This is a genomic window from Neptunicella plasticusilytica (assembly GCF_047922965.1).
GTDB classification, from domain to species: domain Bacteria; phylum Pseudomonadota; class Gammaproteobacteria; order Enterobacterales; family Alteromonadaceae; genus Neptunicella; species Neptunicella plasticusilytica.
This window is the reverse complement of record NZ_CP150481.1, coordinates 2,904,619-2,926,787: the sequence shown is the minus strand read 5'-3', so window position 1 is coordinate 2,926,787 and position 22,169 is coordinate 2,904,619. Positions and strand designations below refer to the sequence as shown.

The window sequence follows — 22,169 nt, the reverse complement described above, 5'->3', positions numbered from 1 at the left end:
AAAGAATGAATAGGGCCAGGGAACTAACCTCCCCAGCCACCACGACTTGAACTGCCCCAGCTGCTTTTGGCACGCACACTGGAACCAAAACCCCCGCGTTTCATGGTGCGGTTTACTGTGGGCTTGGGCTTGAATACGTCTTTATCCACACGGTAATGGCGGTTGCTTAAATTGCCATAACTGCGACCGTCTGTAGTGATCCACTGATTGCGATAAGGCGAGTATCGCGAATAAGAGGTAAACATAGGCTGTGAATAGTAGGGGCCTGGGCTGAGTAAATTACTCAGCATATAGCCGGCCATAAAGGGCATAAAAAACGAACCTGAGCTGTTATTGACTGCGCGACATCGGTCATAACCAAACTCGTATTCACAATCACTCATGCTGTTGTATTTGGGGGCAGTGCGTTCGGCATCGGCTACTGCTTGTTCAAACGCTGCCTTGCACTCGGCTTCATGACCGGGATTGGCATCGGCACAATCGGCCTCGTTGGTGTAAATAGTGGCTTCCTGTTGGTCGCCACAAGCTGTTAGCATAATGGCCGCCACGCTTAGCGCGATAGGGCGGGGCGCAAAGTATTTGCGCATTCTCGCCAGATTGATTAGCTGACTACGTTTACTGGTGGATGTCACAGTGATACCTCCTAGTAGCTCATGCAGGCGGCGTTTAACAAACCTACGGCAATGGACATGGCAGCCAGCATAATACCGGCAGAGGTTTCGTTATTGCTGATCCGCTCGGCAATTTTGGGCATAAAAGTAAAGCGCAGCAGGGCAAAGGCAAATAGCTGGGCAATTAACGCCACAGCGCCCCATACAATAAAATCAATCAGATGGGTTGAGTTGCTGGCGGCGCTGGCCAGTGCCAGTGAAAAGCCGACCATCGCGCCACCAAATCCGATGGCCGCAGCGGCGCTTTTGTCCTGTTTAACCAGTTTCCACTCGTCATGTGGCGTCACAAAGGCATAAAGTATTTTAAAAACAAACAGTAAAATAATGGCGCTGATAAAATACAGGGCGAAATTACCCAAGCCGCTTAATGAAGTCAGTATTTGATCCATGATTAATTCCTTGTTGTATTAGCCGTTAATACGAATGTCGGCGGGTTGTAAATTAAAACCGGTGCTAATCACCAGACAACGGTCAAGGTTGTTGCCAACTTGCTTTTCTTCCCCGCTGACCATTAAAAATTCAAATTCGTCGCTGTTGATGGGGCGTTCATATAACATCACAAATTGATCAGTTTCGCTAATGTCACCGTCTTCTTCATGGGTTTTTTCTGTCATCGCCACCGGCGGAGACGTATCGCCCACTGCATCCCAGACACGTTTGAACTGTTGTTGCGCCAGCTCGTAGGTTGGGCTGGAAATACCGTCTTTCAGCAGTTGTTGCCACTGATTGTCGGACCCTACCGTCTGGGTATTGTAAAAGTACCAAAGTTTGACATCGGTGATATGGTTTTCGGTGTCGCCGCCGTCCAGCACCACCTGTACAAAGGCGTCATCGTCGGTATAAAAGCGCAGAATTTTACCACCGGTATCCAGTTCGACTTCGCCAACGGCCTGAATCAGCTGTTGCGAGGCAGCGTTTTCGATAATCAAATCAGGCTGAAGCAGGCGCAATCTAAGCGGATCAATTTCAAACGAACCGCCCAGATACAAACCCATAATTTCCGGGGCCTTGACCTTGTCTTCGCTATCCTTTTGGCCAAACCATTTACTGAAGATTGATTTACTCGACATTAAAGGCCTCCCAGTTGATGTTATTCAGGCGACGCGAAGCGATGTAGTAAATTTTATCGCCCGGGCCTAGCAGCGTGGATAAATTCGGATTCAGTTCAATTTGTTTAAGCTGGTTAGCCAGGCCGATAAAAGTGGCGTTGTAATGCTTTTTCATGCCGATAAACAGCTGCTCGACGCTTAATGGTTGAGCCAGTTCCGGTACGTTAACCGAATACTGGGCCTGGCCATCATCCTCGACATTTAACAAGTCGTGATGCAGGGCGCTGGAACCGGGATCAAACGCCGATTTGGCCAGCATTTCTACTGCCACACTGGGGGTACATTCCACATTGGCGCAATGTTGTTTGAGCAACTTGCTGAGGCTCTCGTCTTCAAAGTAAACCAGTAAATGATTATCAGGATTGCGTTGATGGCAATACAGTGCCGTGGTCATGGTTTCATCGTCACGGGGATTATCGACAATAATCACCGCCGCTTCGGCCACACAGGCTCTGTCCATATCGACATCTTTATTAAATGAAGCGACTCTCACAAATTCAATTTGACCGGGCAGGGGATTATCGATGTCTGCCCGCACGCACAGTAAAATTACCTGTTGTTTATTGGCCTCGTTGCGTTCGCGTAGTAATAATTTGAGCAGGTGCATGGTGCGTTCACCATGCCAGCCAATCACTAATATATGTTGGGAAACATGAATTGCTTTCAAACCTTTCACTCCTTTATGCCATTGTTGCGAAATCCACGCAGCGACGCGACCTACAATCAGGGCAAAAATACTCAGGCCGAAGGGGATAACAAAAATGCTGGTGATATATTTGCCGGCATCAGTAGTCGGCGACATATCGCCATAGCCCACCGTTGAGCCAGTCACCATTAACCAATATAAAAAATCAGGCCACTGGGTCAGCGCTTCTTCACCGCTCAAGCGCAACAATATCCAGCACAATGCGGCATAAACAATAAGCGCCAGTACTACAGAGTACCAGCGCATATGGATAAAATGTTTCAGTACCAGTTTCCTGATTTTCTGAATCATTGGCATAGAGTTATTACTTCCCTAGTATTCGACTTAACTCATCATCTGCGGAGGTCTCCCCCCCTTTGATACCGGCATTAGCCAGACGTTTTTCCAGATCGTCAGTGGACTCGTCCGCCGCCAGCTCCTGAGCCGCTTGTAACTCGGCATTACGCATATTCTGTTTATCCTGAATACGCTGTAACGACTCGGTAGCGGTTTTCATTTTGCTGTTGGCACCCATATGGCGTGATGATACCGCCACCTGCGCTTTTTGCACCGACTCGGTCGCTTTAACCATGTCCACTTGTTGTTCCAGACGACGCAAGTTGTTTTTGGCCTGACTGATATTTTCCGCCAATTGCTTTTCGGATTGTTTGAACTGATCCAGATATTGCTGCTCGGTGCCCAATTCAGCTTTCAGATCGGCGACTTTTTGTGCGCAATCCAGTGCTAACTGACGGTCGGTATCAACCGCTTTGCGAGCATGTTCTTCATACTGGCTAATCGACGATTGCAAACTATCCACTTTTTGCTGAGCTAATTTACATTTAGCTAAAATTTGCGTGCGAGCATGATCGGAACGGCGCAGTTCCTCTTTGGCTTCGCGGATCTCCTGATCAAGAATACGCAGCGCCTGACTATCAGCAACTGCTTCAGCTGCTTCGGTAACACCACCTTTAACGGCAGTAACTAATTTTCTCCAAACAGACATAACTGTCTCCTCATTGTGTGACTGGGGTTACTTCAGATGTTCCTGATAGGCATCCAGGAAGCCGGCAACATTCTGAAATAAGGTTTCTATTTCAATCAGTACGCTTTGTTCTTTGGATTGGGAACTGAGCGCACCGAATGCGATGTAATAGTCCTGCCCGGAAATATTCGAAATTCCCACTGTACTTAAAGGGAAAATCATATGGGTTTTGAGTATTTCCGCATTCAGCGCCGCGGTATCTTTCACTTCATCGGTCGAGAAAAGTAACGATTCAACCAAAATTTGCTCACCGCTAATGGCTAACCAGGCATCAATGCCATCTGAATTGGCAATTAACAGACAATTCTCTTCATGGGTGACGACATAGTCATCATTACTGCTGATAAGGGTCTTAAGTTGGTCAAGATCCCAAGTCATGGCTACTCTCCTTTAAAGCATCTGACTAATAAATTGTTCTGGGCATTATAATAGTCAGCAAAAAATCAGTTAGTCAAACATTAATTTATTTTATTTGAATAAATTAATGTTTAAATGTAAATTATAAGTCACATTTGTTCCGAGTATAACATTATGCATGCAAGTCCAAAAACGGCCGATTGGCGTCAATTAGTCCAGCGTTTACTGAAGGCGGAAATGTCCCGTCGTGGTGTAAAATATCAGGATCTCAGCGACCGTCTGTCCAGTATCGGCATAGATCAAAGCGCAGACAACCTGAGAAATAAAGTTAATAAAGGAATATTAGGTGCTGATCTATTGTTACAAATTATGTTTGTACTCAATGTCAGGCGACTCGAACGGGAAGATATGCTGGATATCTTTGCCGATATGGGCATCGTTATGCAGGAGTAAGTGGTGGACATCTGAACATGTACTAACCTTGATTTGAGCGGGCGTAAATGGTTGCGCTGCCAACATCCGACAATCTAAGGTTATGATTCAATGCTACGAAAGCTTTTATCCCAGTTATCAAATAAACAAATTCAACGCCCCATTTTTATACTTGGCTGCGGACGTTCCGGTACCACCATCTTTGGTACAACCTTGTCCCAACATCGTGATATTACCTATTTAAACGAGCGCAGAGACATATGGCATCAGGCATATCCGATTGCCGATATCTGGTCGGAACAAGCCAAAGCACGTGGTGGAAAAATGAAACTGACGGCGGCAGATGCTAATCCCGAAAAAAGTGCCTTGCTAAGAACCTTGTTTCATAGGCAAACCATCAAGACTTCTCGTCCTGTTCTGGTTGAAAAACTGCCTATCAATAATTTCAGAGTGGAGTTTATCCATTCTATCTTCCCCGACGCGCGCTTTATCCACATTTTCAGAAACGGTCTTGAAGTGGCTAAATCTATTCAAAAAATGAGTGAGGCGGGAAAATGGTTTGGTCCGAATGAATATAAGTGGCAGCAATTGAGCGACTACGCAAAAAATGACCCGGCAACCGAAAAACTCCCTGCGTTATGCGACAGCTACTATCACAAAGGGCTGCTCGAGTGGCGATTAAGTACCGAGTCAGTGGTCAGATTTCTGGGCCAATTGGCAGGGGATAAATATATGGAAATTTCCTATTCGGCGCTTACCGGCGACGCGTCGGGCACGCTGGCCAAGGTTGTTGATTATCTGGAAATAGGTCCTGATCCCAATCTGACCAATTTTATCGAAACTAATATTTCACGCCGCACCGCCAATTTGGAAAACAGCGCACTGACCGAAACCGAAGCACAGCTGGGAGGACAATTATTACCTTTTTCACAGGAGGATAATGGCGAAGGGTTAACCAATATTTATAGACGGCTGGAATTAGCCCAGAGGGCTGTACATGAATCTGTTGGCTAGATGCTGATGAGTTTATCCGGGAGCACAAAAAAAGAACCCGGCGAGAGCCGGGTTAAAACACGTTAGACAGGGACATAACCTGTTAAAGCTTATGGAAGAAACAGACTAGATAATACGCAAGATTTTAGAGGCTGTCGGTATCAAAGGTGCATTGCAGGTATAAAAAAATATACGTAAAATGTCCTGTCTCTTTATTTGGTGTCGCTATGAAACTGACTGATTTTAACTTTGAACTTCCCGATGAACTGATTGCCCGCTATCCGATGAAGGATCGTTCGGCCAGTCGTTTGTTGCATCTTAACGGCCAGAATGGGGCTGTACAGCACTTGCGTTTCAAAAATGTACTGGATTTGCTCAATGAAGGCGACCTGCTGATATTTAACAATACCCGGGTTATTCCTGCCCGTCTACTGGGGCAAAAGGAATCGGGCGGTAAAGTTGAGGTGTTAGTCGAAAGAATATTGGACGATCAACGCGTATTGGCCCATGTGCGAGCCAGTAAAGCGCCTAAACCTGGAACCATTCTGATCTTGGAACAGCAAGTCAGGGTGGAAATGTTGCAACGCCACGATGCGCTATTTGAACTTAAATTTCTGACCGAACAAAATGTATTGGAAGTGCTGGAGCAGCACGGGCATATGCCATTGCCACCTTATATTGATCGCCCGGATGAAGATTCAGATAAGGAACGCTACCAAACTGTCTATAACGATAAACCGGGAGCTGTCGCTGCTCCGACGGCCGGATTACATTTTGATGATGATATACTGCAGCAATTGACAGATAAAGGCGTACAGCAGGCATTTGTGACCCTGCATGTCGGAGCCGGGACGTTTCAGCCGGTGCGGGTAGATAATATCCTTGAGCATCAGATGCATGCTGAATACGCTGAAGTATCGCAGGATGTCGTTGAGGCTATTCTGACCACCAAAGCCAATGGCAAAAGAGTTGTTGCAGTGGGAACAACCTCGGTGCGTTCACTGGAGTCAGCCGCTCAGGCGGCACTTGCCAATCAATCAGAATTGTCCCCCTTTTATGCCGATACGGATATTTTTATTTACCCCGGTTATCAGTTCCAGATTGTTGACGCGATGCTAACCAATTTCCACTTGCCGGAATCCACCCTGATCATGCTGATCAGCGCTTTTGCCGGACGGGACAATGTGATGGATGCCTACCAGCAAGCCATTGAACAGCGTTACCGTTTTTTCAGTTATGGTGACGCCATGTTTATTGAACGCAAGCAAAACTAAATTTACTTGTCATTTACTTATAAAATGGCGTTCGATTCGTATATAATCCCGGCTTTATTTTTCTCGGCTCCGGACTGTTTTCCGGCCTGCTGTCAGGATGTTGTATGCAATTTGAACTAATTAAAACCGATGGCAAAGCCCGTCGGGGACGGATGATATTTGAGCGCGGTGTGGTCGAAACACCGGCTTTTATGCCAGTAGGTACCTATGGCACGGTAAAAGGCATGACTCCGGAAGAGCTTGAAGAAACCGGTGCGCATATCTGTCTGGGAAATACTTTCCATCTGATGTTGCGTCCAGGCACTGAAGTCATGAAATTACACGGTGATTTGCATGACTTTATGCATTGGGATAAGCCCATTCTGACTGATTCAGGCGGTTTTCAGGTGTTCAGTTTGGGTGAGCTACGTAAAATAACCGAAGAGGGGGTGACCTTTCGTTCGCCCATTAACGGTGAAAAAATCTTGCTCACTCCGGAAAAGTCTATTCATGTTCAGCGCGATCTGGGTTCGGATATTGTGATGATATTTGACGAATGTACCCCGTATCCTGCCGAGGAGCATGTCGCACGTAAATCCATGGAATTATCTTTACGTTGGGCCCAGCGCAGTAAAGATGCGCATCAGGGCAACCCTTCAGCACTGTTCGGGATAGTCCAGGGCGGCATGTATGAAGGGCTGCGCGATGCGTCTTTAAAAGGTCTGGTGGATATCGGCTTTGACGGTTACGCCATTGGTGGATTGTCTGTGGGTGAGCCCAAAGAAGATATGATCCGTATTCTGGATCATACTGCTGATAAAATTCCCGCCGACAAACCCCGTTATCTGATGGGCGTTGGCAAGCCGGAAGATATTGTCGAGGCGGTTCGACGTGGCATCGATATGTTCGACTGTGTGATGCCAACCCGCAACGCGCGCAATGGCCATCTATTTGTGACCGAAGGTATCGTTAAAATTCGTAATGCCAAGCATAAGACGGATACCGGGCCACTGGACGAAAAATGTGATTGTTACACTTGTAAAAATTATTCGCGGTCATATCTACATCATTTGGACAAATGCAATGAGATACTCGGCGCACGATTAAATACCATTCATAATCTGCGTTATTACCAGCGAGTGATGCAAGGATTACGAGACGCTATCGACGCGGATCAACTTGATCAGTTTGTTGCAGATTTTTATCAACAAAAAGAGATGCCAGTACCGGCACTCTGATTATTTAAAATTAAGAAATACAATATTAGGGGACGAAAATGAGTTTATTTATATCTAATGCTTATGCGCAAGCCGCTGGCGGAGCTCAAGAAGGCGGCATGTCAATGCTGATCATGTTGGGTATCTTTGGTTTGATTTTTTACTTCATGCTGTATCGCCCGCAAGCCAAACGGGTTAAAGAGCATAAAAATCTGGTTGAATCTTTAAGCAAAGGTGACGAGGTTCTGACGCAGGGCGGTATGGTTGGCAAGATTGTCAAAGTTACTGCTGAAAAAGATTTCATCGAATTGGCGTTAAACGAAACCACTAATATTGTGGTACAGAAGTCTGCTATTTCAGCCGTATTACCTAAAGGTACGATGAAAAGCCTGTAATTAAGGCCGATATGGGTTAACCGGAGGCTTAATAGTCAACTAATTTGGTGCTCCGGTTATAATTATCAACCCGCACAAAGGAATATCCTGTGTTAAACAAAACTCCGTTATGGAAGTATTTGATGGTAATTTTTGTTATTGCCATCGCTGCTTTATATGCTTCACCCAATTTATACGGTGAAGACCATGCCATCCAGATTTCTGCCGGCCGTAATGCAACCGTCACTATGCAGACCTTGCAGCAGGTAGAAGACGATCTTCAGCAAGCCAATATTCAAACTAAAAGTGTTGTGCTGGATAACGAACAAATTTTGATCCGGGTTGCGGATTCCGAAACCCAACTGGTCGCCCGTGAATTGCTGGATAGTAAAATGGGCAAGGATTATTACGTTGCCATGAACTTGGCGCCTGATACACCTAAATGGCTGGAATCGTTGGGTGGTGAGCCCATCAAGCTAGGGCTGGATTTACGCGGTGGTGTGCACTTTCTGATGGAAGTGGATATGAACCTGGCCATTGCCAAGTCGATGGAAGATTTGGTCGGCAATTTCCGCACCTCATTGCGTGAAGAAGGCATTCGTTACCGTACCGTCCGTCAGTTGGACGAAGGCGTGGAAGTCCAGTTCCGTGATCAACAGACACTGGATGATGGTCTGGCATTTTTGAAAAAACGTAATCCCGATTTGCTGTTTAACGAGCAAGACAATTTGATGCTGATGGTCACCATGTCTGAAGCAAAACTGGCCGAAACTCGTGATTATGCGGTTAAACAAAATATCACCATCATGCGCAACCGGGTGAACCAACTTGGTGTTGCAGAGCCACTGATTCAACGTCAGGGAGCGGATCGTATCGTGGTGCAATTGCCCGGTATTCAGGATACCGCGAGGGCTAAAGAAATTCTTAATGCGACGGCTACCCTGGATTTTCGTCTGGTAGATTCGGAACATGATGTCAGATCTGCATTAGATGGCCGTGTTCCTCCAGGCTCGCAAATTGTTAACGATCAAAAAGGTGTACCTTACCTGCTTGAGAAGAAAGTCATGATGTCCGGTAATCATATCATCGACGCCAGCAGCAGTTTTGATGAAAACGGTCGCCCGCAAGTGAATATTTCGGTTGATTCTGAAGGTGGCAACAAGATGTCAATGGGAACCAAGGGCAATATTGGTAAACCTATGGCAACTGTGTTTATTGAATATAAACCTTTACCTGAACGCGACGAGAACGATAAACCGGTATTTGAAAAAGTAGAAGAAATTATCAGTGTGGCGACGATTCAGGCGCGTTTGGGCGGTGGCGGCTTCCGTATCACCGGACTGGATTCTCCACAGGAAGCGCAAAATCTGGCGTTGTTATTGCGCGCCGGTGCACTTATCGCGCCTATCCAGATTGTTGAAGAACGTACCGTTGGGCCAAGCCTGGGACAGGAAAACATTGATCTTGGGATGCAGGCTATTGTGTGGGGCTTCGCGCTGGTTTTGATCTTTATGGCGGTTTATTACCGCAAATTTGGTCTGGTCGCCAATTTTGCTCTGGCCACTAACCTGGTGATGATTGTCGGTATTATGTCGATGATCCCGGGAGCGACCCTGACGTTACCCGGTATGGCCGGTATAGTATTAACCGTAGGGATGGCAGTGGATGCCAATGTGTTGATATTTGAACGTATCCGTGAAGAAATGCGTGATGGACGTGGGCCACAGCAATCTATTCACCAAGGTTATGACAGTGCATTCTCCACCATATTGGATGCCAATATCACCACCCTGATCGCTGCCATTATTCTGTTTGCGATAGGAACAGGTTCTATCAAAGGCTTTTCTATTACGTTGGCCATCGGCATTGTTACCTCGATGTTTACTGCGATAGTGGTGACACGGGTGATTATTAATGGTCTCTGGGGCGGTAAACGTCTCGACAAATTGTCGATTTAGGCGGAGTAACGAACATGCAGATATTAAATTTTAAAGAAAACATTAACTTCATGAGGTTGCGCCTGCCGGCCCAGATTTTTTCTGGTGTGCTTATTCTGGTGTCAATATTTAGTCTGGCCACCAACAGCCTGAACTGGGGACTGGATTTTACTGGCGGAACCTTAATTGAAGTTGGCTATCAGCAGCCAGCCAAGCTGGAACATATTCGTAAGCAATTACAAACCGCCGACTTTAACGATGCCATAGTACAAAACTTTGGTACCAGTGAAGATGTGCTAATCCGTTTGGCGCCGCGTGAAGGGGTAAAAGCCGCAATCCTGGGCGATCAGGTTCTGGGAGCCTTGCGTAGCGATGGCGAACAGGTGGATATGCGCCGGATTGAATTTGTTGGTCCTAATGTAGGAGACGAACTGGCCGAACAGGGCGGATTGGCCATGCTAACCGCGCTGATTTGTATCATGTTTTATGTGGCGGTACGTTTTGAATGGCGTTTGGCGTTAAGTTCCGTTATTGCTCTGGCGCACGATGTCATCATTACCCTGGGATTGTTTTCAATCCTGCAACTGGAATTTGATCTGACAGTATTAGCCGCCGTGCTGGCCGTTATCGGTTATTCGCTTAACGATACTATCGTGGTATTTGACCGTATTCGTGAAAACTTCCTGAAAATACGTAAGGCTGAACCCGCTGAAGTGATTGATACGTCATTAACCCAAACCATGAGTCGTACCATTATTACTTCCGGTACCACAATTCTGGTATTGATTGCCTTATTTGTTAAAGGTGGTGCATTGATCCACGGATTTGCGACTGCGCTATTATTCGGGATATTTATTGGAACCTATTCGTCCATCTATGTCGCCAGTGCGATTGCATTGATGCTGGGTGTGAAGAAAGAAGATCTGATGCCGACCGAAGTGGAAAAAGAAGGCGCCGATCAGGATCCGATGATTTAATCAGTTCAACATAATTGCAGTTAACAAAAAGCCGGGATATCCCGGCTTTTTGGCATTGGTAACGCTGTTGACGAATTAACTGTTAATAAGCTTAACCAGGTTTTGTACCACTTTGGGGTTTCCGCAGACGACACTACGAGTTTTCATCGGGTTATTTCCGCCATCGTAATCGGTGACTAGTCCACCGGATTCTTTGACTAACAATTCGCCAGCGGCGATATCCCAGGCATTAATGCCTTTTTCCCAATAGCCGTCATAGCGACCGGCAGCGACATAGGCCATATCCAGGGCCGCAGAACCGGCACGACGTACATCACCGCATTTCATAAAAATTGCCTGAAAGCTGTCCAGGCATTGCTGGGTTTGTTGCTTGGCTTTAAAGGGGAAGGCAGTGGCTAACACGGTATTACTTAAATCTCGCGCTTTAGAGGTACGGATACGAAACCCGTTTAACTGTGCACCGGACCCTTTGCTGGCGGTAAACAGTTCACCACGAATAGGATCGAAAACGACAGCCTGATCTAGTCGACCTTTATGGAGTAAGGCAATGGAAACGGCGAAATGCGGGATACCGCGAACGAAATTGGTGGTGCCATCGAGCGGATCAATCACCCACTGGTAATCGTCATCGCCTTCTACTATGCCGCCTTCTTCACCCAAAAAACTGTGAGTGGGATAAGATTGCTGAATTTTACGAATAATGGCTTGTTCCGCTTCTTTATCGATACGGGTCACATAATCGTTGTCACCTTTCATCTCTGTCATTAACTCGTCGCGGTTTTCAAATCCTTTCAGGATGATATTTCCGGCCGTACGCGCAGCGCGCACCGCAATATTCAGCATTGCATGCATATATGGTCCACCAATTTTATAAAGAACAGAATTGGGCTTGGATTACTTCACGTTAGCAACGTTAGTTTCAAGCCGCTCAAAAAATCGCCGCGAAGTTTAACAGAGCGCTTTAAAAACGCAAGTAAAACACGTCGAAGGATGACACTTCGCTATGCTGTGCTATTATTCGCGCCTAAATTTTACCGGCTTCACTAAACAATTACCTATGCTAGAAAATATTAAAGTTGTACTGGTTAATACATCCCATACCGGCAATATTGGTTCGACCGCGCGTGCAATGAAAACCATGGGGCTGAGTCAGTTAGTGCTGGTTGATCCTGTTAGTAAACCTGACGGACAAGCCAGCGCGTTAGCAGCCGGTGCCACCGATGTATTGGGTAATGCCAAAATCGTCGCTACTCTGGCAGAAGCGGTAGCAGATTGTGGGCTGGTGATTGGAACCAGTGCCCGTTCCCGAACCTTATCCTGGCCGATGATTGAGCCGCGCGAATGCGGTGAAAAGTTGGTGGCCGAGTCGGTAAACTATCCTGTTGCGCTGGTATTCGGCCGTGAAAATAACGGTTTGAGTAATGAAGAGCTGCAACAATGTCATTTTCATGTGTGTATTCCGGCCAACCCTGACTATAGTTCGTTAAATTTGGCGGCGGCAGTGCAAACCTTATGTTATGAGGTTCGCATGGCGCATCTACAGGATTCGCGCTTGGCAGAAGATGAGCCGGATTATCCGTTATCTGAAGATTTGGAACGTTATTATACTCATCTGGAACAAACCCTAACCAAAACGACTTTTATTGTTAAGCAACATCCGGGTATGGTGATGACCAAGTTACGCCGATTGTTTAATCGCGCCAGACCGGAGAGAGAAGAACTGAATATCCTGCGCGGTATTCTGGCTTCTATAGACAAGTCTATTGCCAATAAAAAGTAAATAACCATGTTTGAACGCATCAAAGAAGATATTGCCAGTGTATTTAATCGTGATCCTGCCGCGCGTAATACTCTGGAAGTATTAACCAATTATCCCGGCTTACATGCTATCTGGATGCACCGCGTTGCTCATCGTTTGTGGAAAGCCAAATGGTGCTGGTTGGCGCGTAGTCTTTCTACTTTCAATCGCTGGATCACCGGCATAGAAATTCATCCCGGTGCCACTATTGGTCGGCGTTTTTTTATCGATCACGGTATGGGCGTAGTCATTGGTGAAACGGCAGAAATAGGTGATGACGTCACCTTGTATCACGGGGTGACGCTGGGCGGCACCAGCTGGAATGGCGGCAAGCGTCACCCTACATTAAAAAATAATGTGGTTATCGGTGCCGGAGCGAAAGTTTTGGGGCCGATTACCATTGGGCGAGGCGGCAAGGTGGGCTCCAATTCGGTGGTGGTCAAAGATGTACCGGATGACGCAACCGTTATCGGTATTCCCGGTCGTATCGTCAGCAATGTGCAGGACAAAACTAAAACTAACAAGCGCGAACAGATTGCCCGACAATATGGTTTTGATGCCTATGCTGTATCGCCGGATAACCCCGATCCGGTCGCCAATGCAATTGGTACGATGCTTGATCATGTTCATCTTATTGATACCAAAGTGGCTGATATGTGCAAAGCCATTAATGACATGGGGGGACATGTGTGTGACAAGTCTCTGCCCAGTCTCAAACTGGAAGAATTTTCCGAAGCCGAAAGTGCTGCCTCAGAGTTGCGTAAAAACAAGGCGGAATCTTTTGATCCTGGTATATAAAAACGTTCACATTGCAATCCTGGGCACCGATATAATACTTGACTAAATTAGTCGGGTATGTGAGAATTTGAGCCATCAATATCAATGGGTGCTGAAATGAAATTAACCTCAAAAGGACGTTATGCGGTTACCGCAATGCTGGATGTAGCTTTGCATTCCCAGCGTAACCCGGTTTCATTAGCTGACATTTCAGAACGTCAGGGTATATCCCTGTCTTATCTGGAACAGTTGTTCTCCCGTTTACGCCGACACAAATTGGTTGACAGTGTGCGGGGCCCGGGCGGTGGTTACCGGTTGGGACGCGATGCGGCCGAGATCGCCGTTGGCGAAGTGATTAGTGCGGTGAACGAATCTGTTGATGCTACCCGTTGTAGCGGGTTGTCAGATTGTCAGGGCGGCGAACGCTGTCTAACCCATAGCTTGTGGACAGATTTGAGTGATCGCATCAGCCTGTTTTTAAACAGTATCACCTTGGGTGAGCTGATGGACAAGAATGATGTTCAACTGGTCGCGGAGCGCCAGAACAAGAACAAACAGTCGGCGGAAAACCATATTTCCGTCACCTTGCAGTTGTAATTGGAGCAAGTAATGAAATTACCTATTTATCTGGATTATTCAGCAACAACACCGGTTGATCCCCGTGTTGCCGAAAAAATGATGGCATGTCTGACTACCGAAGGTAACTTCGGTAATCCGGCGTCGCGTTCGCATCGTTTTGGATGGCAAGCGGAAGAAGCGGTTGACGTCGCACGTAGCCAGATTGCGGAATTGGTTAACGCCGATCCTCGTGAAATAGTCTTTACCTCAGGTGCAACCGAGTCTGATAACTTGGCGATTAAAGGTGCCGCACATTTTTATGGTAAAAAAGGTAAGCATATCATCACCGTAAAGACCGAACACAAAGCCGTTCTGGATACCTGCCGTCAGCTGGAGCGTGAAGGTTTTGAAGTGACCTATATGGAACCTCAAGCAAACGGTTTGCTGGATTTGGCCAAACTGGAAGCCACCATGCGTGACGACACTATTCTAGTGTCAGTGATGCATGTAAATAACGAAATCGGTGTCATTCAGGATATCGAGAAGATTGGTGAATTGTGCCGTTCACGTAAAATTCTGTTCCATGTGGATGCCGCTCAGAGTGCCGGTAAAGTGCCAATTGATTTGCAAGCTTTACAGGTTGATATGATGTCCTTTTCTGCACATAAAGCCTATGGTCCCAAAGGTATTGGCGCGTTATATGTCAGCCGTAAACCCCGTGTTCGTCTGGAAGCCCAGATGCATGGTGGTGGTCATGAACGCGGCATGCGTTCAGGTACATTAGCGACTCATCAAATTGTCGGTATGGGAGAAGCATTTCATATTGCCAAGCAGGAAATGGCCGCCGAGAATGAACGAATTCTGATGCTGCGTAACCGTTTATGGGACGGCATTAAAGATATTGAAGCGGTATACGTGAATGGTGATCTGGAACAACGCGTTGCCAGTAACCTGAATGTCAGTTTTGCCTATGTTGAAGGCGAGTCACTGATTATGGCGTTAAAAGATATGGCCGTGTCGTCCGGTTCGGCTTGTACATCAGCCAGCCTGGAGCCGTCCTATGTGTTACGGGCGCTGGGTTTGAATGATGAGCTGGCGCACAGTTCGATCCGTTTCAGTATTGGTCGTTTTACTACCGAAGAAGATATTGACCATGTGGTTAAGGTAGTGTGCGGCGCGATCGATAAATTACGTGAAATGTCACCCCTTTGGGAAATGTACAAAGAAGGTGTGGATCTGGACACAGTAGAGTGGGCTCAACACTAAGTTGAGCCAGCAGAAATTTTCCGGAACGGTTTATATAACGGTTCCATATACAGAGGTATGCAGTCATGGCTTATAGTGACAAAGTGATTGACCATTATGAAAATCCCCGCAACGTAGGTGGTTTTGACAAAAATGATCCCAGTATTGCGACCGGTATGGTAGGTGCACCCGCCTGTGGTGATGTGATGAAGTTACAATTGAAAGTGGGCGAAAATGGCATAATTGAAGATGCCAAATTCAAAACTTACGGTTGTGGCTCGGCTATCGCGTCAAGCTCGCTGGTAACCGAATGGGTAAAAGGTAAAACGCTGGATGAAGCGGTTACGATTAAAAATACCCAGATCGCCGAAGAACTGGCGCTGCCACCGGTAAAAATTCACTGCTCTATCCTGGCCGAAGATGCCATTAAAGCGGCAGTGGAAGATTATAAATCAAGACGTCCGGCTTAGGATTGATTAGTGGCTATTACGGTAACAGACGCAGCAGCTAAAAGAGCCAAAACCTTTCTGGCCAACCGCGGCCAGGGATTGGGAATTCGTCTGGGGGTGAAAACCACCGGCTGTTCCGGTTTGGCCTATGTGCTGGAATTTGTTGATGACGTTAACGATGATGATCAAGTCTTTGAAGACAATGACGTGAAAATCGTGGTGGATGCAAAGAGCCTGGTCTATCTGGATGGCACACAACTGGATTTTGCCAAAGAAGGCTTGAATGAAGGTTTTCAGTTTAACAACCCGAATGCCAATGGCGAATGCGGTTGTGGCGAGAGCTTTAACGTCTAGAGCTATTTTTGCCGAAATGTATAGAAGTCGGCCGGTTGGCCGATTTTTTTATGCAATACAAGGTAAACGGGCAAGGCTAATCGTAAGTAAGGTGTTATGAATCACTTTGAGTTATTTAATTTACCTGAACAATTTGAGCTGGATCTGGCGCAGTTGTCTGCCAGCTATCAAAAACTGCAACAATTAACTCATCCAGACAGATTCGCTACTGCCAGCGATCAGCAGCGATTATTGTCAGTGCAGAAAAACGCTCAACTTAATGACGCCTATCAGGCCTTAAAATCTCCCTTATTGCGTGCCGAATATTTACTAGAGCTCAGAGGCATCGATCTCAAACACGAAACGTCCACCATGCAAGACGGCATGTTTCTGATGCAGCAGATGGAATGGCGCGAGCAACTGGAAGATATTCAGGCCAGTGCTGATCTGGATGCGCTGGAAGACATGGATGATGAAATCGCCGGACAAATCAAACTTCATTTGCGGCAGGTAGAAGACCAGCTAGATGCCGCAACCGATGAATCTCATCAATACGCAGCAGATGAAATTCGTAAACTCAAATTCCTGTACAAATTACGCAGCGAAATAGCCAACCTGGAAGAGAAACTGCAAGACTAATGGCATTACTTCAAATAGCAGAACCGGGCCAAAGTTCAGCCCCGCATCAACACAAACTCGCAGCCGGTATTGATTTGGGTACCACCAACTCGCTAGTGGCTACTGTGCGAAGCGGCGAAGCCCTAACACTACCCGATCTTGATGGTCAGCATATTTTGCCGTCTGTGGTTCAATACCAGACCGGGCAAAAGTTGGTGGGTTTGAGCGCTCGTGAATCCGCTAGCGCAGATCCGGCCAATACTATTTCCTCGGTGAAACGTTTTATTGGCCGCTCATTAGCCGATATTCAGGCCAGCTATCCCAATTTACCCTATGAATTTTGTCAGCTTGAACAGTCGGTTCCATCCATTCAGACGGCTAGTGGCAAAGTTAACGCGGTACAAGTTTCGTCTGATATTCTCGCCGCATTGAAACAGCGTGCCGAGCAAAGCCTGGGTGACGAGCTCACCGGTGTAGTGGTCACTGTTCCTGCCTATTTTGATGATGCGCAGCGACAGGGGACTAAAGACGCGGCGCAATTGGCGGGTCTGAATGTATTACGTTTGCTCAACGAGCCGACTGCCGCCGCAATTGCCTACGGACTGGATAGTGGTCAGGAAGGTGTCATTGCGGTCTACGACTTGGGTGGCGGGACGTTTGATATTTCCATTTTGCGCTTGAGCAAAGGCGTATTCGAAGTGCTGGCCACCGGCGGAGATGCGGCGTTAGGCGGTGATGATTTTGATCACTTGCTAGTTGACGACATTCGCAACCGGCTGCAACTTCCTCAACAATTATCTACCCGTCTGCACCGGATTTTGCTGGATCAGGCTCGTGCTGCCAAAGAAGCATTAAGTGATGCCGTATCAACCAGGGTTAGCTTTACCGATGATAAGGGTGAACAACTTGAATGTGACATCACTAAAGCCGAATTTGAAGCGTTAATTGCCGGATTGGTCAAGCAGACCCTGCGGGCCTGTCGTCGTGCAGTTAAAGATGCCGAGATTGAAAAGGAAGACGTTATTCAAGTGGTAATGGTGGGCGGTTCAACCCGTATACCATTGGTACGAGAGCAGGTTGGCGAATTTTTTGGTCAAACTCCATTAACCTCGATTGATCCGGATAAAGTAGTCGCCATTGGCGCTGCTATTCAGGCTGATATTCTGGTGGGTAACAAACCCGACGGTGAAATGCTGTTACTGGATGTGTTGCCATTGTCTTTGGGTATCGAAACCATGGGTGAGCTGGTCGAAAAAATTATCCCGCGCAATACTACTATTCCGGTGGCCAAGGCACAGGAATTTACCACCTTCAAAGATGGTCAAACCGCAATGATGATCCATGTATTGCAAGGAGATCGTGAATTGGTGTCGGATTGTCGTTCGCTGGCAAAATTCGAATTACATGGTATTCCACCGATGGCAGCGGGCGCAGCCCATATCCGTGTTACTTTCCAGGTGGATGCAGACGGTTTATTAAGCGTCACCGCAATGGAGAAATCCAGCGGCGTGCAAGCCAGTGTTGAAGTTAAGCCTTCCTATGGTTTAAGCGATGAACAAGTTGCCGGCATGTTGCAGGCCTCGATGCAAAATGCCAAACAGGATATGCAGGCCAGAATGCTCAAAGAGCAGCAAGTTGAAGCAGATCGAGTCAGGGAATCATTACAGGCGGCATTGGTCGCTGATGGTGATGAATTGCTATCGAGTGCAGAAAAACAGCAAATTGAACAGGCCATTGCCGCGATGATGAAGGCGGCCGAAGATGATGATCCTCAGACCATTAAAAATGCTATTGAAGTGGTGGATCAACATAGTCAGGAATTTGCCCAGCGCCGCATGGATAAGTCCATTCGCAAGGCGCTGGCCGGTCATAAAGTTAACGAGATTTAAGTTTTTAACAGGATACTAGAATGCCGCAAATCATATTTTTACCGCATAACGAACTCTGCCCGGACGGGGCTGTGTTAGATGTTGAAGAAGGCACCACAGTACTGGATGCTGCACTGAAAAATGGCATTGATATTGAGCATGCCTGTGAAAAATCCTGTGCCTGTACTACTTGTCATGTCATTGTGCGTGAAGGCTTTGATTCGCTAGAAGAAAGTGACGAGTTGGAAGATGATATGCTGGACAAAGCCTGGGGCTTGGAGCCAGAGTCACGGCTGGGTTGTCAGGCTGCAATAAAAGATGAAAACCTGGTGGTGGAAATTCCCAAATACACTGTCAATCAGGTCAGTGAAGGGCACTAGATAACTTTGTATTGTGTATTAGTCAGAAAAAAAGTGTATTTTATTTATTATGTTCGTATATTCATGATTTAAGTTACTGGAAAAAATATGTCAACTAAACAAATGAATGTTAAACGTATTTCTTCAAAAAACAGGAAGGACCCGTTAATCGATTTAGACGCTCTGGATCGCATAGGAAGAGCTGCTACCAAAAATGCACGTGTTAAAGCCTTTAATCATGGCTCTCCAGTGACTATTGCGCAACGAGGTGATGTTTATCGTTTATACCCAGATGGACGCAAAGAACGAATCAAGTCAACTGAACAAAAATCATTTCCGCGTATTGAAGATGATTTATGCCAAGTCTCAGGTTAATCGCTGGTCCCAATGGCTCCGGTAAAACTACCTTAACTGATGAATTAAGGCATAAGTATGATGTGCCTTTGGGACAGTACACTAACCCTGATGAGATAGAAAAGTCGCTAATTGAGTTTAATACTGATCCCCTTGCTCGTTCCCGATTAGCGCAGAAAATATCAAAAGATCAACGTGAAAAGTGGCTTGCTGACGGAATCTCCCACAGTTATGAATCGGTAATGAGCCATCCAAGTCATCTGGATTACATTCATAGGGCCAATGAAAAAGGGTTTAAAACTTATCTCTATTATGTGTGTATTTCAGACCCTGAAATTAATCTGGATCGTGTTGATGAAAGGGTGATCTCAGGGGGACACCCTGTTCCTAGGGAGAAGATAATATCGCGTTATTATAGAAGTTTAAATCAATTGGTTAATATGGCTAGGTTGTGTCGGAGAAGCTATTTTTTTGATAATACGAATACCCTGACTCCTTTTGCTGAAGTCAATATTAATGGCAATCTGGATATAAAAGAAACCGTTTATTATCGGCTGGAACCAGAATGGTTCAGACTTAATGTCTTGAGAAAGTGGGAGCCAGAAAAAGTTCGTATTATTCGTTAATACTTATCGTCTATAAACGAAGTGCCGCAGTACAATGGCTAATACAACAAACGCGTCCCGATACTCTTAATCTTAACAAGTTGGGGCGCGTTGTTATTGTAAGGCTTGATGGCTTTTTTGTTAAATTAATTCCATCGTCAAACTCAGAGCCGTCTTATTAATGTCGCGCTGTCAGTACCTGCGACAGATAATCCGGTTTATCTTCTATTCTGACCAGATGGGGATATTGCAAGCCGCCGTGATAATCAATCTTGATGGTGCGGTATTGGTTAAAGTCCTTGACCAGTAATTCAATCGGCTTTTTACTGTCTTTGGCGGCGGTTACTGCGTCTTTTAGCATATCACCATCAAACTCTTCACCGTTGACCGCGATAATGGTCATACTGGGTGACAAACCGGCATTAAAGGCCGGACTATCCCATAACACATCCTTTAAGCTGCCTTTGTTGGAAACCATAAAACCGAGTGAATAAAGCAGGTCATTGGTTTTATAACGTCCCTCGATGGCTTTAATCGCATCGGAAGCTTTGTCATCATAAACCAGTTTCCAGCCCTGATCGGCCAGCGAGTCAGACAAATTAACATGGCCCTTCAGGCGGCTATTGAGGAATTCAGTCCAGTTAAAGGGCTGGATCTTGTTCAGCGTGCTGACTACCTCTTCAAATTCATAGGTATTCACTTGCCAGTCACCGGGATTGATGCCGAAAAAGGCTTTGGCAAAATCATCCAGATTATGCTGGTTGTGGCTTAATTCACGTAATTTGGCGTCTACCGCAAACCAGATAAGCTGACCTCCGGAATAGTAGTCTTCACTCATTTGATAATTGCGAAAGGGCAGCGAAGCGCGCTGGGCAATAGTCGGATCGTTAGTGGTATCAAGAATATTGCGCCATTTCATCCCGGGACGACCTTTATCGTAAGTCGCACCCAAACGGGCCAGCATATCCATGGTTTTGTCATGATCGATTAAACCGGAACGGGCCGAGAATACATAACCCCAGTACTGGGTTTGGCCTTCGTATACCCACAAACCGTGATCGCGTTTCACCTGATTGTAGGTGGGAGTCCAGATCCCGGCGGGGCGACGATATTTACCATCCCAGGAGTGATTAAATTCGTGCGCCAGTAAATCACGACCTAACCAGGATTTGTCCCACTCGGTAAAGTAATTGGTTTTATGGGTATTTTCACTGGAACGGTGATGCTCCATCCCGATACCACCTAATTTGTCGGTGAGTGCCAACAGGAAATCATAATGATTGTAATGATGAGCGCCATACACTTTATAGGCTTGCTTTATCAGGTTGCGATGTGCCTCCAGGGCCTCGTCGCTAATCTCCAGATCTTTGGCCTTGTCGGCAAACACATTCAGGAATACCGATGTATCGGCGCCGGGAGCCAGATCAATTTTCTTGTAGTGAATACCGGCAAAAATAGGGGAGTCGACCAGATTTTCGAAATCAATATCATCGAACGTTACCGTATTTTTACGCTTTTTGTCTTGTTCCAGTGCCGTGGCGTATTGCCAGTTTTGCGGCAGCGTGACACTGGGTTCCACGTTAATCTGGCGGGTATAATGGCCAGCCGGATACAGGGCAACGGTATCCCATTGCAGGTTTAGCATTTCCGGCGTCATCATAACGCGTCCTTGCCCTGAGTTTTGTGGTGATAAAAACTCAAAGCTCAGGTTAATTTCTTTAACGCCATCGGGCACATTGACATGAAAGGCATAGACATCGCCCTGATCCCGCTCCCAACTGAGGGTTTTACCTTTGGCAGTTATTTTTAAACCGGCCATCTTTTCAATTGGGCCGGTAGGTGAATGATGGCCGGGGATCCAGGCCGGATATAGCAAGGTTAACGGGCCGGGTTTCACCGGCAATACTTCCTGTACCCGGAAAATACGATGCGCCAGATCGGTAGCATCAACTTTAAGTTCAATGGTGCCAGGATAGGGGACATCAACCGGTTCGGGAACCTCAGCCAGGGCAGATTGAGCCCAGACCAGCAGACTGCCGAAAATGGCAGTGGTCAGTATGGATTTTTTCACTTAATACTCCTGTTGAATACAGGGCGTTTGAGATAGCGCCCTCATGATCGAATGCAAAAATGATGAAACAGAAAAAGGGGCAAG

26 protein-coding genes are annotated in these 22,169 nt (G+C 46.5%); 18 read left to right on the top strand and 8 right to left on the bottom strand.

Going from position 1 to position 22,169, the window contains the following annotated elements:
* Positions 1-23: 23 nt before the first annotated feature.
* From V1467_RS13100 to V1467_RS13075, 6 genes are read right to left on the bottom strand one after another with little or no spacing between them, the layout of a single operon-like run.
* A complete protein-coding gene (locus V1467_RS13100; protein WP_416308705.1) occupies positions 24-638 on the bottom strand; it encodes a DUF1190 family protein in 615 nt (204 codons plus the stop codon).
* Between the two features lie 5 nt (positions 639-643).
* On the bottom strand, positions 644-1,060 hold the full coding sequence (locus V1467_RS13095; protein ID WP_416305419.1) for a DUF350 domain-containing protein: 417 nt from the start codon (positions 1,058-1,060) through the stop codon (positions 644-646).
* An 18-nt stretch (positions 1,061-1,078) separates the two neighbouring features.
* Positions 1,079-1,726: a YjfK family protein gene (locus tag V1467_RS13090; protein WP_416308704.1), complete on the bottom strand. Its 648-nt coding sequence runs from the start codon at positions 1,724-1,726 to the stop codon at positions 1,079-1,081.
* Positions 1,727-1,730: 4 nt separating this feature from the next.
* Positions 1,731-2,777: a potassium channel family protein gene (locus V1467_RS13085; RefSeq protein WP_416308703.1), complete on the bottom strand. Its 1,047-nt coding sequence runs from the start codon at positions 2,775-2,777 to the stop codon at positions 1,731-1,733.
* A gap of 13 nt (positions 2,778-2,790) precedes the next feature.
* A complete protein-coding gene (locus V1467_RS13080) occupies positions 2,791-3,471 on the bottom strand; it encodes a PspA/IM30 family protein (RefSeq protein WP_416305418.1) in 681 nt (226 codons plus the stop codon).
* Between the two features lie 27 nt (positions 3,472-3,498).
* Complete coding sequence (locus V1467_RS13075; protein WP_416305417.1) at positions 3,499-3,888, bottom strand: YjfI family protein; 390 nt, start codon at positions 3,886-3,888, stop codon at positions 3,499-3,501.
* Positions 3,889-4,041: 153 nt separating this feature from the next.
* Here V1467_RS13075 and V1467_RS13070 point away from each other — a divergent pair, with 153 nt between their 5' ends.
* The 7 genes from V1467_RS13070 to secF all read left to right on the top strand — a co-directional run bounded on the left by V1467_RS13070 (position 4,042) and on the right by secF (position 11,050).
* Positions 4,042-4,320: a DUF6471 domain-containing protein gene (locus tag V1467_RS13070; RefSeq protein WP_416305416.1), complete on the top strand. Its 279-nt coding sequence runs from the start codon at positions 4,042-4,044 to the stop codon at positions 4,318-4,320.
* 90 nt (positions 4,321-4,410) lie between these two features.
* Positions 4,411-5,313, top strand: a complete 903-nt coding sequence (locus tag V1467_RS13065; RefSeq protein ID WP_416305415.1) for a sulfotransferase family protein — start codon at positions 4,411-4,413, stop codon at positions 5,311-5,313.
* Between the two features lie 206 nt (positions 5,314-5,519).
* The gene (gene queA, locus V1467_RS13060; protein ID WP_416305414.1) at positions 5,520-6,566 is read left to right on the top strand and encodes a tRNA preQ1(34) S-adenosylmethionine ribosyltransferase-isomerase QueA; all 1,047 of its coding nucleotides are present in this window, start codon (positions 5,520-5,522) and stop codon (positions 6,564-6,566) included.
* Positions 6,567-6,670: 104 nt separating this feature from the next.
* Positions 6,671-7,783, top strand: a complete 1,113-nt coding sequence (gene tgt, locus V1467_RS13055; protein ID WP_416305413.1) for a tRNA guanosine(34) transglycosylase Tgt — start codon at positions 6,671-6,673, stop codon at positions 7,781-7,783.
* Positions 7,784-7,821: 38 nt separating this feature from the next.
* Positions 7,822-8,157: a preprotein translocase subunit YajC gene (gene yajC / locus V1467_RS13050; RefSeq protein WP_416305412.1), complete on the top strand. Its 336-nt coding sequence runs from the start codon at positions 7,822-7,824 to the stop codon at positions 8,155-8,157.
* An 89-nt stretch (positions 8,158-8,246) separates the two neighbouring features.
* Positions 8,247-10,094, top strand: coding sequence for a protein translocase subunit SecD (secD, locus tag V1467_RS13045; RefSeq protein WP_416305411.1), 1,848 nt, complete (start codon positions 8,247-8,249; stop codon positions 10,092-10,094).
* A gap of 14 nt (positions 10,095-10,108) precedes the next feature.
* Entirely contained in the window at positions 10,109-11,050 is a 942-nt protein-coding gene (gene secF / locus V1467_RS13040) for a protein translocase subunit SecF (protein WP_416305410.1), read from the top strand.
* A 75-nt stretch (positions 11,051-11,125) separates the two neighbouring features.
* Here secF and suhB read toward each other — a convergent pair whose 3' ends face one another.
* Positions 11,126-11,902 carry an inositol-1-monophosphatase gene (gene suhB, locus V1467_RS13035; protein ID WP_416305409.1) on the bottom strand — a complete coding sequence of 259 codons (777 nt, stop codon included), beginning with the start codon at positions 11,900-11,902 and terminating at the stop codon, positions 11,126-11,128.
* A gap of 205 nt (positions 11,903-12,107) precedes the next feature.
* Between suhB and trmJ the strand changes: the two genes are divergently transcribed.
* The 11 genes from trmJ (at position 12,108) to V1467_RS12980 (ending at position 20,035) form a co-directional block, all read left to right on the top strand.
* Positions 12,108-12,830: a tRNA (cytosine(32)/uridine(32)-2'-O)-methyltransferase TrmJ gene (gene trmJ / locus V1467_RS13030; RefSeq protein WP_416305408.1), complete on the top strand. Its 723-nt coding sequence runs from the start codon at positions 12,108-12,110 to the stop codon at positions 12,828-12,830.
* A gap of 6 nt (positions 12,831-12,836) precedes the next feature.
* Positions 12,837-13,646, top strand: a complete 810-nt coding sequence (gene cysE, locus V1467_RS13025; RefSeq protein WP_416305407.1) for a serine O-acetyltransferase — start codon at positions 12,837-12,839, stop codon at positions 13,644-13,646.
* A 96-nt stretch (positions 13,647-13,742) separates the two neighbouring features.
* Positions 13,743-14,222 (top strand): Fe-S cluster assembly transcriptional regulator IscR, encoded by a 480-nt coding sequence (gene iscR, locus V1467_RS13020; protein WP_416305406.1) that lies wholly within the window; start codon positions 13,743-13,745, stop codon positions 14,220-14,222.
* 12 nt (positions 14,223-14,234) lie between these two features.
* Entirely contained in the window at positions 14,235-15,449 is a 1,215-nt protein-coding gene (locus V1467_RS13015) for an IscS subfamily cysteine desulfurase (protein WP_416305405.1), read from the top strand.
* Positions 15,450-15,514: 65 nt separating this feature from the next.
* Complete coding sequence (gene iscU, locus V1467_RS13010; RefSeq protein ID WP_416305404.1) at positions 15,515-15,898, top strand: Fe-S cluster assembly scaffold IscU; 384 nt, start codon at positions 15,515-15,517, stop codon at positions 15,896-15,898.
* Between the two features lie 9 nt (positions 15,899-15,907).
* Entirely contained in the window at positions 15,908-16,231 is a 324-nt protein-coding gene (gene iscA / locus V1467_RS13005; protein ID WP_416305403.1) for an iron-sulfur cluster assembly protein IscA, read from the top strand.
* 96 nt (positions 16,232-16,327) lie between these two features.
* The gene (hscB, locus tag V1467_RS13000; protein ID WP_416305402.1) at positions 16,328-16,849 is read left to right on the top strand and encodes a co-chaperone HscB; all 522 of its coding nucleotides are present in this window, start codon (positions 16,328-16,330) and stop codon (positions 16,847-16,849) included.
* Positions 16,849-18,717 (top strand): Fe-S protein assembly chaperone HscA, encoded by a 1,869-nt coding sequence (hscA, locus tag V1467_RS12995; protein WP_416305401.1) that lies wholly within the window; start codon positions 16,849-16,851, stop codon positions 18,715-18,717. The genes hscB and hscA overlap by 1 nt, the downstream gene beginning before the upstream one ends.
* A 20-nt stretch (positions 18,718-18,737) precedes the next feature.
* The gene (gene fdx / locus V1467_RS12990; RefSeq protein WP_416305400.1) at positions 18,738-19,076 is read left to right on the top strand and encodes an ISC system 2Fe-2S type ferredoxin; all 339 of its coding nucleotides are present in this window, start codon (positions 18,738-18,740) and stop codon (positions 19,074-19,076) included.
* Between the two features lie 87 nt (positions 19,077-19,163).
* Positions 19,164-19,430 (top strand): hypothetical protein, encoded by a 267-nt coding sequence (locus tag V1467_RS12985; protein ID WP_416305399.1) that lies wholly within the window; start codon positions 19,164-19,166, stop codon positions 19,428-19,430.
* A complete protein-coding gene (locus V1467_RS12980; protein ID WP_416305398.1) occupies positions 19,412-20,035 on the top strand; it encodes a zeta toxin family protein in 624 nt (207 codons plus the stop codon). The genes V1467_RS12985 and V1467_RS12980 overlap by 19 nt, the downstream gene beginning before the upstream one ends.
* A 157-nt stretch (positions 20,036-20,192) precedes the next feature.
* Here the strand turns inward: V1467_RS12980 and V1467_RS12975 are convergent, their stop codons facing one another.
* Positions 20,193-22,085 carry a M61 family metallopeptidase gene (locus V1467_RS12975; RefSeq protein WP_416305397.1) on the bottom strand — a complete coding sequence of 631 codons (1,893 nt, stop codon included), beginning with the start codon at positions 22,083-22,085 and terminating at the stop codon, positions 20,193-20,195.
* Positions 22,086-22,169: the final 84 nt, after the last annotated feature.